Source organism: Serratia sp. OLAL2 (assembly GCF_002752475.1).
GTDB classification, from domain to species: Bacteria; Pseudomonadota; Gammaproteobacteria; order Enterobacterales; family Enterobacteriaceae; genus Serratia; species Serratia bockelmannii.
Window position 1 is genome coordinate 133,497 of the sequence record NZ_MSTL01000002.1, and the last position, 11,955, is coordinate 145,451.

Sequence of the window (11,955 nt, forward strand, 5' to 3'; positions counted from 1 at the left end):
TCGTTACCTGCCCGGTGCCGCGTGCCTAAACGACCTTTCTGACATACCCCGACTGCCGTTGACCGCTGCGTACGTTGGTCTGTTTTACGCTTAACCTGAGTACCGTTCCCTATGTTCAATCACAACGTATTATCTGGCGATTTCTCTTTACCCCCTACAGGCGGGCGATGGCGCTGGGCTACCGCCAATGTGTTGGCGTTGGGTCTGCATGGTGCGTTGTGGTTTGGGCTCGGTTATCACCTGATGCCACCGTTGCTGCCTGCGGCACAACCGATGGTGTTGATGATGGTTGCCGAGCCGGCTGAATCGACACCCAACACGGAACCGATGCCAACCGGCGTGCGCCAGGTGCAGGCGGTGGCGCAACGGCAGGCCAATCGGGAACCGGAGGCGGCGATGCCTCCGCTGATTCATGCGCCGCGTGCAACGGAGCGGCAGAGCAAGGCCAAAGGGCAACGGAACGACCCCATCAAACCGAAGACGGAACCGCCGCGCCCAAGGCAAGAAGAACAGGAAAAAATGGCGTCTGCAAACTCAAGAGCATCAAGCACCAGCGCGCCGCCGTCTATGGACGGAAAGCGTGTTGCCGCGCCGCAAACCAGCGTGGCGTCGCAGCCGAGTCAGGATGCCTCGGTCTGGAGCGGCCTGCTGTTGGCGCATTTGAGCCGTTTCAAACGCTATCCCGCCCTGGCGGTACGCCAGCAGCGCCAGGGTATTGTTCAGGTTGCCGTGACGTTGGATCGACAGGGAAACGTGCTGGGCGTGAAGCTATTGCGATCGAGCGGCGTTGCTTCGCTCGATCGGGAGGCGCTTCAGTTACCGCAGCGCGCTTCTCCACTGCCCGCACCCGGCAACGAGATCGCAGCGGGGCAGGCGGAATTCAGCGTGACCATTCCGATTCGTTTCGATCTGCGTGAAGTTCGCCGTTAATGAAAAACTCGGCTCCAGGTAAACGGAGGGCTGAGTTAAAAGCCAAAGTGCATCAAACGGATAGCAGCGATGAGATGGTTTCTACTTGATCGTCGCCAGAAAAATACAAATACTGTATGCATGAACAGTAACCTGGTGCCGTTATGAATAACAACCCACTGACGATAACGCCAGTCTGGCCTCTGGCGATGAAGGGGCAGTAGCCATGTTCGCCCTGGTAGACGTCAACAGTTTCTATGCTTCCTGCGAGACCATCTTTCGGCCCGATCTGCGGGGGCGGCCGGTGATTGTACTGTCCAACAACGATGGCTGCGTGATCGCCCGTAGCGCCGAGGCGAAGGCATTGGGCGTGCCGATGGGGGCGCCTTATTTCAAAATCAAAGAGGAGATGCGCCGCCGCAACGTTGCGGTGTTCTCCTCCAACTACGCGCTGTACGCCGACATGTCCCGCCGGGTGATGGACACGCTGGAAGAGATGGCGCCGGCGGTGGAGATTTATTCGCTGGACGAAGCCTTTCTGCGGCTGGACGGCGTGGCGCACTGCGAGGCGCTGGAGCCATTCGGCCAGCGGGTGCGCGATCGCATCCGGCGCGAGCTGCATTTGACGGTCGGGGTCGGCATTGCGCCGAGCAAAACGCTGGCCAAGCTGGCCAACTTCGCTGCCAAGAAATGGCGCGGCACCGGCGGCGTGGTGGATTTATCCGATCCGGCGCGCCAGCGCAAACTGCTGGCGTTGCTCCCGGTGGAAGAGGTGTGGGGCGTGGGGCGCCGCCTGACTCGCCAGTTGCAGGCGATGGGTATTCACACCGCGCTGCAGCTGGCGGACTGCGATACCCGGCTGGCGCGTAAAACCTTCAGCGTGGTGCTGGAGCGCACGATACGCGAGCTGCGCGGCGAATCGTGCCTGCAGTGGGAAGATGAGGCGGCCGCCAAAGAGCAGATCATCTGTTCCCGCTCGTTCGGCCAGCGGCTGACGCACTACCCACACATGCGCGAGGCGATCTGCAGCTACGCCGAACGCGCCGCCGAAAAGCTGCGGCAGGAAAAGCGCTATTGCCGCAACGTGTCGGTATTTATCAAAACCAGCCCGCATTCGGCGGGCGAAGGGTATTACAGCAATATGGGCACCGCCCGGCTGCAAACCCCGAGCAATGACAGCCGCGACATCATCGCCATGGCGGTACGTGCGCTGGAAAGCATCTGGCAGGAGGGGCGACGTTACCTGAAGGGCGGCGTGGTGCTGGGAGATTTCAGCGCCGCCGCCATGGCACAGATCGATCTGTTCGACGACTGCCCGCCGCGCCGCAACAGCGAGCGGCTGATGGCGACCCTCGATCGCCTGAATCAGGAAGGGCGCGGGCGCGTGTGGTTCGCCGGGCAGGGGATCGTCAAGCCGTGGCAAATGAAGCGCGACATGCTGTCGCCGGCCTACACCACCCGGCTGGCGGACATTCCGGTGGTGCGGCTGGGGGAGCGGGCGCCGTGCTCCGCCGAATCGAAGGAAGAAAAACGCCGCGGGTGACAACCGGCGGCGTGGGTAGGCTGAGTGTTACTTCACCGCCGCCGGATCCGGCTTATCGGGGGCGATGCCATACAGCGCCATGGCGCGGTTGACCTCGCTGCGGGCGATACGGCCTTCGTCAGCCAGCAGTTTCAACGCGGCGAGCGCGATGAAATGGCGGTTGACCTCGAAGAACTCACGCAGCGCCTCGCGGGTGTCCGAGCGACCAAAGCCGTCGGTGCCCAAGGCGATAAAGGTGCGGTCGGGCAAGAACGGTTTGATCTGATCGCCGACGATCTTCATATAGTCCGTCACCACCACCACCGGGCCGGGATGCGCCGCCAGCAGGCTCTGAATATAAGGAACTTTCGGCGGATCTTCCGGATGCAGCAGGTTCCAGCGTTCGGCCGCCATGCCGTTGCGGCGCAGCTCGCTCAGGCTGGTGGCGCTCCAGATATCGCTGGCGACGCCAAAGTCCGCCGCCAACAGCTCCGCCGCCGCCAGCGCCTCGCGCATGATGGCACCGCTGGCGACCAGCTGAGCGCGCGGGCTCTCTTGGTTTGTCGTTTCGCTCTGTTTGAGCAAATAGGCGCCCTGGATAATCCCGTCCTCCACGCCCGCCGGCATCGGCGGCTGCGGGTAGCCCTCGTTGAGCAAGGTGATGTAGTAGTAAATATCCTCTTGTTCAACGAACATCCTGCGCATGCCGCTCTGGACGATCACCGCGAGTTCATAGGCATAGGTCGGATCGTAGGAGACGCAGCTGGGGATCACCGAAGACAGCACGTGGCTGTGGCCGTCGTCATGCTGCAAGCCTTCGCCCATCAGGGTGGTTCTGCCGGAGGTGGCGCCGAGCAGGAAACCCTTGGTGCGTGCGTCGGCCGCCGCCCAGGCGAGATCGCCCACCCGTTGCAGCCCGAACATGGAGTAGAAGATATAGAACGGGATCGTCGCGACATCGTGGTTGCTGTAGGCGGTGCCGGCGGCGATCCAGGTCGATATCGCACCGGATTCGTTGATGCCTTCCTGCAAAATCTGGCCGTCTTTGGCCTCTTTATAGTAGCTGAGCTGCCCGGCGTCTTGCGGGGTATACAGCTGGCCGAGCCAGGAATGGATGCCAATCTGGCGGAACAGGCCTTCCATGCCGAACGTGCGCGACTCGTCCGGCACGATGGGCACGATCAGTTTGCCGATGTTGACGTCTTTGAGCAGCGTGCCGAGGATATTAACGAAAGCCATGGTGGTCGACATGTTGCGTTCGCCGCTGCCCTTCAGGAGGCCGTCGAAGCGCGATAGTTCCGGTATCGCCAGCGGAGCGGATTGGCCGAAGCGGGCAGGGATGTAGCCGCCCAGCGCGGTGCGCGTCGCGGTGATGTACTTCGCCGCCGCGCTGTCGGGTTCGGGCTTCAGGTAAGGGATCTCTGCCAGTTGGGCGTCGGAGATGGTCAGCCCTAAACGGTCGCGGAAGGCTTTCACCGCATCCTGGCTCATTTTTTTCAGCTGGTGGTTGATGTTCTGTCCTTCACCGGCTTCCCCCATGCCAAACCCTTTGACGGTTTTGGCCAGCACCACCGTCGGCCTGCCCGGGGTATGCACCGCCTGATGGTAGGCGGCGTACACCTTTTGCGGATCGTGGCCGCCGCGGTGCAGCGCCCAGATCTCATCGTCGCTCAGGTCGGCGACCAGCTCGAGCAATTCCGGATACTTGCCGAAGAAGTGCTCCCGCACATAGGCGCCGCTTTGCGACTTGAAGGTTTGGTAATCGCCGTCGACGCACTCCATCATGCGTTGCATCAGCAGCCCGGAGCGGTCTTTTTGCAGCAGTTTGTCCCAGCCGCTGCCCCAGATCACCTTGATCACCTGCCAGCCGGCGGCTTTGAAGGTGCCTTCCAGCTCCTGAATAATCTTGCCGTTGCCGCGCACGGGGCCATCCAGCCGTTGCAGGTTGCAGTTCACGACGAAGATCAGGTTATCGAGTTTTTCTCGCCCGCCCAGCGCAATCGCCGCCAGCGATTCCGGCTGATCCATCTCGCCGTCGCCGAGAAACGCCCACACCTTTCTCCCCTGGTGCGGTTTCAACTCGCGGTATTCCAGATAGCGCATGTAGCGCGCCTGGTAGGCGGCGGTCAGCGGCCCCAGCCCCATCGAAACGGTGGGATATTGCCAGAAATCCGGCATCAGCCGCGGGTGCGGGTAGGAGGAGAGGCCGCGGCGCGCGGATTCGCGGCGAAAGTTGTCGAGCAGCTCCTCGTCGATGCGGCCTTCGAGATAGGCGCGGCCATAAATGCCGGGGGCGGAATGGCCCTGGATATACACCATGTCGCCGGCGAAATCATCGGTGCGCCCACGGAAGAAGTGCGTGAACCCCACATCGTAAAGCACCGCGGCCGATTGGTAGGTGGCGATATGCCCGCCGACGTTGGAATGTTTGCCGGCACGCAGCACCATCGCCATGGCGTTCCAGCGAATAAACGCATTGATGCGCGCTTCAGCGGCCAGATCGCCGGGATACGTCGGTTGCTTATAGGCCGGGATCGTATTCACGTAGGGCGTGGTGACCATGCTGAAGAAATCACCGTGCTTGCGCTGATCGGCTTCGGCCATTCTTTCCAACAAAAAATGCGCGCGTTCACGGCCGTCGATGTCAGTGACACCTTCAAATGCCTCAAGCCATTCAGCCGTCTCTTGTGGGTCGAGATCTGCTTTTACCGCAGGTTGGTTCATAAAAGCTCCAAATGTACTTACCTGATAAGGCGCTGAGCGATACAGGGATTCAGTGAATTGCAAGTGCAAGAGTTGCAAATGCAACAATGGCGAAAGCCACTCTATCCCTTTACAATTGCAATTGCAACTCACCGGTTTTGACGAGAAAAATGACATGACAGATAAACAACCCGACCTGTGGTTCTCCTTTGTGCGCGCGCATCGGGCGATGATCAGAAAGATAGAGGCGAAGTTGTCGGAAGCGGGGCTGCCGGTTTACGCCTGGTATGACGTGTTATGGGGATTGGAAAGCGGGGAAAACGGCACACGCCGCATGCATGAGCTGGCGGACGTGTTGGTGATTGAGCGTTACAACCTGACCCGCCTGATGGATCGCCTGGAAAAAGAGCGGCTGGTCACGCGTTTTCGATCGGATGACGATCGCCGGGCCTCCTTCGCGACTATCACCGAGGAAGGCAAGGCCCTGCGGAAAAAGATGTGGGAGATCTACCGTTCGGTGGTCAACACCCACTTTCTCAACCAGTTCAGCGAAGAAGAGGTCGCACGCTTCTCCGACGCGTTGAACAATGCGATGCAGCTGGCCAGAGAGTGATCAGGCATCGGGCGTGATGTGCAGAACGCGCAGCGCATCGGCGATCAGCGCCGAAGGGATTTTCTGCTCGTCGGCCAGCAGTTTAAGGGCGCAGAGCGCAATCCATTCCGCCTGCGGGTAGTGGATTTCGCCGCGCACCCGTGAATCTGAGCCCACCGCGGCAAAGCGCGCGGGAATGAATCGCCTGAGCTGATTGGCAATCAGGTGCGAGTAGTCGGTAACGGCGACGACGGGGGCATTCCCGGTACCCAGGCACGTTTTCAGATGGCATTCGCCGCCGCTGTCCTGGCGCTGCATGTCGGCGAGTTCGGCGTCCTGCGCCAACCGTGTGTAGCTGGGGCAACTCCAGATTTCAGACACAATCCCCCAGTTTTTCAACACCTTGGCCGCCTGCTGAACGCGGGCGAGCGCTCGGCCGGCGCCGCACAGACGAACCTGCAACGGCGAGTCTGCCGCGGCGGCGACACGATACATTCCCTTGAACGCCTGTTCTGCGACAAACGGTTCCCCTGAAGAGAGGGGGCCATTGTCTGCGTTGGTCGCGAGATACACCATCTTCCTCGTTCCCTCCAGATAGAGCGCGTGGAGGGCGTGATGGAGTATCGCGCCGGTTTCTCGGGCATTGGCCGGATCGAAAGGCAACCAGCCCGGCATGGCCGTGAGCTGAAGCGGGAACCAGGCCTGAACGCCTTTGGGCAAATCGGCACTGCCAGTATCCGCATCGCTGATGAAAATCCCTTTACGATTGGTTTCCGGCTCAAGCCCGCGAAGCATGTCCACCGAGGGCGTGTTGACGAAGTAAAACAGCGGCTTCTCATAACGCTCTGATTGATGGCCAAACCAGAGCGGCCAGGCGGTGGCGTAGTGGGAACTCGGTGGCTCGGTGCGCCTTCTGCCGTCGATAAGCCAGATGTCGCCGCTGGCGTTAAGTTCGTCCAGCGTTTGCGCCGTCCAGGCGCTGGAAGAAGGGCGCGAGGCGCCGGCTTTTTGACTGACGGAGGTCATCTTGCGGATACAGGCTTCGGCCAGGGTTTTGGTTCTGGCCGAGGCGGCGGGCAGTGTTATACGTTGAGGCGACATGCGGAGTACCCTTTTTTAGTTGCAAGTGCGATGATTGTAATTGCAATTCATGACGTATGCCAATGACTTCTGAACAGGCCGCCGCCGTCCAGGCGTGACCTGCGGCGGTATATTCAGGTTCTGCGGAAGGGAGCCTATTTGTTTCACCGACCAGACAGCCGTCATCCGTTGTCCTTATTTCTGCGGTTTTTTATAAATGGCGGGCAGCTAAAAACGGTTTGCCGATATTACTCAGGCACGCGTTAGTGAACGCTAAACGAGGATATCGGCATCTTAAAAATAAAACGAAATAAGGATGAAAGCATATGCCTGGATTTAATTATGGTGGTAAAGGGGATGGAACTAATTGGAGTTCTGAACGCGGTACGGGCCCAGAGCCGGGGGGCGGCGATAAAGGCCATTCCGGCGATCGCGATCGCGGCGGCGCCGGCGTTGGCAGCAGCCCGGAACAGCAACAGATAGCGGCGATCCAAAACGATCCGGCGCTGCGCATGAAGCTGGCGGCGGTGATTAAGGCGGCGCGCAGAATTAACCCGGATGCGAAATTGCATATTGAAAGCGTCAGCCCATCCGGCACGCTGAGCCTTTCCGCCACCGGTTTGACGGCCGATCAGGCGAAGCACATTGGCCTGGGGGGACTGGTGATGGGGGTCAACGCCAAGGGGGTGACAGTGGCGATCGGGGATATCGAAACCGGCCATGCGCGCAAGCCCTCAACCCCTGGCAAAGGCGGCAACAATGGCCTGAATGCCGGGCAGATCGGCGCCTCTTCGTTAGGCAGTTTCGTGACAGACTCGCATCGCGATCGGCCCGTCAGCGGCTGGCATGGCAACGGCAAAACCGGCGAATTCTCGACGACCCGCACGACCGGGAGTTACTACGGTTTTCATCATTTGAAGGTGGAAAAGCAAGACGGAGTGGCGACCTACAGCCTCTACTATAAGGCCAATAAGAACCGGCCCGCGTTTATCGCCGTGGTGAGAGGGGATAACCTGAATGCCATGGAGGTGAAATATGCCAACGGCAAGCCGGTAAAATCGCCCGGCTCGGTAAAAACGATCGTTAAGGACTTCGTCGAATATCAAAATGCGGAATTAAAAGCCATCAAGGATGGCGTCAGCCTGGCCGCAGGTATCAATAAAGATATCGCGGAAAAGATCGGCGCGAAATACGCCAAACTCGCCAAGGATTTGGAGGCGGGAATTCAAGGAAAATATATCCGCAACGTGCAAGATGCGGAGAAAACCTACGAGCAATTGACGAAGGGCCTGAACAAAAAGCTCAAGGCGCAGGACAAAGCGGCGATTGTCGCCTGGCTGAAAATGATCGATGCGGAACAGTATGCCCGCAATGCGCGGGTATTGGGCAAGGTCTTCACCGGGGTGGACTGGGCGATCAAGGGCGCGGATCTGGTAAACGCCGCGATTGAAGGTTTCTCTACCGGCAATTGGAAAGCGTTCCGCAACCAGCTCGAAGCGCTCGGGTTGTCGATCGGCGCAGGGTATACGCTCTCCGTTATCGCCGCGTTTTTCGCGCCGACGCTGGTGTCGTCGACGGTGGGCATTTTCGCCTTCGCTTACCTGTTTGGCTGGGCCACCAGCTATATCGATGCGGCCCTTGCAGGAGAACTGGAAAAATTCATCCTCGAGATGTAACAAGCTCATGACAGAAGAGGGGGGCATGCCCCCTCTTTTATGGGGTATGAACGCGCCCTGAACAATGCATTAGCATGTCTCATGTAGTTCTTAAGTTGATGATTTTTTATCTGTGTAGTTCGTCTTATGTAGCCATCTCCCCGTCATCGGATAATTTCATTATTTTTCTTCCTGTTATGTGATTTTCTTCACGTAAAACACTATTTATCATCCTTTATTCATTAGCGATATTTACATATAACAATTGTTCTCCTAGTTTGTTCATGGTTATTAACATTCGGATTAATGTTCTGTTGGAGTATGGATATGTTGACAGGAAAGTGGGTGCCTCTGCCCTTTATCCTTGTGGTTTCCTTATTGGCTGGGTGTATTGAAGTGGATATGTCCGTTCCCAGCTTTCCGGATATGGCTGCCAGTTTCGGTGTTTCTGAAGGGCATATTCAGCGTACGATCACCTATAACTTCTTGGGATTTGTGTTTGGCGCGTTGATTTATGGCCCACTGTCAGAGTCGATTGGTCGACGCAAAACCATGTTGATCGGTGGGGCTATCATGCTGTTAGGTGCTCTGGGATGTACCTACGCCACTTCAATCGATCTTTTGATGTTGTCCCGCTTTATTCAGGGGTTGGGGGCTTGCACGCCGGTGGTAGTGGCTTACGCGATCATCGCAGACCGTTATCAAGGGGCGGCCATGTACAGCATGATCGGTCTGGTTAATGCCTGTATCTCGATTTTCATGTCGCTAGCGCCGATCGCCGGTGGTTGGATTAATGAGCATTGGGGGTGGAGAGGAAACTATGCGGTTGTCGCGGTGATCACCGCAGCGGCGGTACTGCTGGAATTGTTGTTCCTGCCGGAAACGAAGAAAGAAAAAACGCCATTCGATCTCAAAGCCATTGTGGGAAGCTATGCCCGGCTGACGGCGAGTTTCCAATTCATGCGATTATCGTTGATTCCTTCACTTTTCTTTGCTGCTTATATGGTATTCATCGCCTCCAGCGCTTTTCTTTACCGTGAAACCTTTGCGTTCTCGCTGTCGGCATTTGTCGTTCACTTTTTTATTATCGTGGCGTCATTTTCAATCCCCAGCCTCTTTTCCGCCCGTATTATCGCCGCGTTTGGTGGCGATCGGCGCGCTGAGAAAATCGGTATGGCGTTAGCCATCGTCAGCATTCTCGCTCTACTGACGGCGACAACGCCTTGGGCTATTACCCTGCTGATGAGCCTGTTCTGCTTCGGTTTTTCTATCTGCTATCCGACGCTGTTCGCACGTTCCATGAGTGTCTACCCGGAAATTTATGGTGTGGCGGCCTCCTATATCATGAGCATGCGCTCGCTGCTGGTTGTGGCTATCACGGGGATGGCCAGCTACGTCTTTATCGGGCGGCCGGAGGAAATGAGCTATGTGATGGCGAGTGTGATAGGCGTTGTCGTGTTGTTGTCTATGTTGAGTATCGTGGCATCCCCAAGCAAAGCTGAAGAATAAATAATCGTTTTCGCGTGACCCCCGGCTAAATATTTATATTTGGCCGGGATCGGCATGACTTTTTTAAATACATGTATTCCTTCATCTGGAGAATATCTATGGAAAACGAAACCATGGTTTCGAAGGGCGGTTTGTCTGCCGCCTATACTGATAAATGGGAACAGCGCGCATCAATAAGAACCCGCCCCGGTAAATTTATCGACTTTACTATTCCTGGCGCATTTTTCCCCGAGGAGAATCAGCCGATATTTTTGGCTGACATGATGAGCGGCATGGACAATGAGAGGAAGTCAAAAATACTTACTCAGTCATTGTTTAAATACCTCAATGATATCGTTAATCTTGAGATCAAACTCATTAACTCAGCATGCAATAAAATTATCTACGGCGATCTCGCTGTCAAATTTGACGAACAGATTAAATTGAATGCCTATACCGTCATCATCGATGAGTATTATCATGTTTATATCGCCAGACATATGATCAATCAACTTAGAGAGCATGATGCCGATCTCGGTGCGCTGAGTTACCCGGATTCTGACGCCTATGTGGCCGTTACAGAGGTGATGAAACGGTTACCTGAGCGCTGCCATGACATTTTCGAGATCATTGCGGTGTGCATTTTCGAAACGACCCTGGTGAGAGAGCTGGTGGAGTTCTTTAATAGTGACGGCGTTCATCCATCGATTAAATACTATGTTAATGACCATATGAACGATGAGTCTAGACACTATATTTTCTTTCTCGAATTACTTGGCTATATCTGGACGAGGTTGGATGAAAACGATCAGGCGATGATCGGCGGGCAGATCGCTGATTTCGTAAAAATGTATTTGAATGTTGAATCAGAGAAACAGTTTAACATTGAGCTGTTATCGAAGATAACTCATGATTGCGAAGCCAGCCGGGAGTCAATCAATAAGGTTTATCGCGGTTTTGAAGTGACGCCTGATGTCCCCATTGTTAAAAACGTGCTAATGGCTTTGAAACGAACCGGCATTCTGAATTCGCCGATAGTGCGCCAGGGATTCGAAAATATTGGTTGGATAATTTAATCATGGAGATGGGTATGGATAGTTTCGCCTCGCATAAAACACATTCTAAACTGGCCTATTTGACTGAAACAAAGATGTTGGCCGATGAAATAAAAGCGCGTTTACGGAATAGCAATTCGCTTATTCTTCCATTAGAGAGAAATCTTGAACTGGTCGATCAATTGACGGAGTTTGAGCTTGGTCGTTTCCTCCTGCATAACCGCGGCCTCAATGGCTACTGGACGTCTTACATTTTCCAGCATCCCGCCGGAAAACCCGCCGAACATGTTTTGGAAGACTGGCTTCTGAATCGCTCGTTGCTGTGCCGGGCGCGCGAGCGTTACTACCGTTATCAGACCTTGCTGGCTGAGTTGATTACGCAGGCGGAGACGCTGGCTTCAATCCCGTGCGGGGTGATGGATGATTTATTGGATTTGGATTACAGCGGCCATGGCGCGGTGCAATTGACCGGCATTGATCTTGACCCGGAGTCACTTTATCACGCCAACGAAAAGGCCAAGCGCGTTGGCATGGCGAACCGTTGCCGATTCTCGCAGCAGAATGCCTGGGAGTTAAAAGAAAAAAACGCTTTCGATGTGATTACCAGTAACGGCCTGAATATGTATGAGTCTGACCCGGACAGGCTGGTGGCTTTGTATCGTCGGTTCTTCGAGGCATTAAAACCAGGGGGAACCTTGTTGCTCAGTTTCCTCACGCCACCGCCGGAAAAGAACGCGCCCACCGGTGAGTGGGATAAATATGAAACGCCAATGGCGGACCTTTTGCAGGAGTTCGCGATCTTTGGCGACATTATTCAGGCTACCTACCTTAATTTCACTTCAGAAGCAGAGATCAGGCAACAGATAACCCAGGCAGGGTTCACGGTTAAAGATATCAACTACAGCTCACGCGGCGTGTTGCCGATCCTCGTGGCGGTAAAACCCTGATAAC

9 protein-coding genes are annotated in these 11,955 nt (G+C 56.1%); 7 read left to right on the plus strand and 2 right to left on the minus strand.

What is annotated here, in order from left to right:
- Positions 1–198: 198 nt before the first annotated feature.
- Together BVU99_RS02785 and umuC are read left to right on the plus strand one after the other, a co-directional pair.
- Positions 199–930, plus strand: a complete 732-nt coding sequence (locus BVU99_RS02785) for an energy transducer TonB (RefSeq protein ID WP_164063052.1) — start codon at positions 199–201, stop codon at positions 928–930.
- A gap of 205 nt (positions 931–1,135) precedes the next feature.
- Complete coding sequence (gene umuC, locus BVU99_RS02790) at positions 1,136–2,452, plus strand: translesion error-prone DNA polymerase V subunit UmuC (protein ID WP_049204968.1); 1,317 nt, start codon at positions 1,136–1,138, stop codon at positions 2,450–2,452.
- Positions 2,453–2,479: 27 nt separating this feature from the next.
- Here umuC and aceE read toward each other — a convergent pair whose 3' ends face one another.
- Positions 2,480–5,155, minus strand: coding sequence for a pyruvate dehydrogenase (acetyl-transferring), homodimeric type (gene aceE, locus BVU99_RS02795; protein ID WP_025303325.1), 2,676 nt, complete (start codon positions 5,153–5,155; stop codon positions 2,480–2,482).
- 154 nt (positions 5,156–5,309) lie between these two features.
- On the opposite strand from aceE, the gene BVU99_RS02800 reads away from it, so the two are divergent.
- The gene (locus BVU99_RS02800) at positions 5,310–5,747 is read left to right on the plus strand and encodes a MarR family transcriptional regulator (protein ID WP_025303324.1); all 438 of its coding nucleotides are present in this window, start codon (positions 5,310–5,312) and stop codon (positions 5,745–5,747) included.
- On the opposite strand, the gene BVU99_RS25090 is transcribed toward BVU99_RS02800, so the two are convergent.
- A complete protein-coding gene (locus BVU99_RS25090) occupies positions 5,748–6,827 on the minus strand; it encodes a pyruvate dehydrogenase (lipoamide) (RefSeq protein WP_099817124.1) in 1,080 nt (359 codons plus the stop codon). It lies immediately after the preceding gene.
- A gap of 491 nt (positions 6,828–7,318) precedes the next feature.
- Between BVU99_RS25090 and BVU99_RS02810 the strand changes: the two genes are divergently transcribed.
- The 4 genes from BVU99_RS02810 to BVU99_RS02825 all read left to right on the plus strand — a co-directional run bounded on the left by BVU99_RS02810 (position 7,319) and on the right by BVU99_RS02825 (position 11,951).
- Entirely contained in the window at positions 7,319–8,482 is a 1,164-nt protein-coding gene (locus BVU99_RS02810; protein WP_225735639.1) for a colicin-like pore-forming protein, read from the plus strand.
- Positions 8,483–8,788: 306 nt separating this feature from the next.
- Positions 8,789–9,970 (plus strand): MFS transporter, encoded by a 1,182-nt coding sequence (locus BVU99_RS02815; protein WP_049209473.1) that lies wholly within the window; start codon positions 8,789–8,791, stop codon positions 9,968–9,970.
- Between the two features lie 98 nt (positions 9,971–10,068).
- On the plus strand, positions 10,069–11,025 hold the full coding sequence (locus BVU99_RS02820) for a diiron oxygenase (RefSeq protein WP_025303320.1): 957 nt from the start codon (positions 10,069–10,071) through the stop codon (positions 11,023–11,025).
- Between the two features lie 14 nt (positions 11,026–11,039).
- Positions 11,040–11,951 carry a class I SAM-dependent methyltransferase gene (locus tag BVU99_RS02825; protein ID WP_025303319.1) on the plus strand — a complete coding sequence of 304 codons (912 nt, stop codon included), beginning with the start codon at positions 11,040–11,042 and terminating at the stop codon, positions 11,949–11,951.
- The last annotated feature ends 4 nt before the right edge of the window (positions 11,952–11,955 follow it).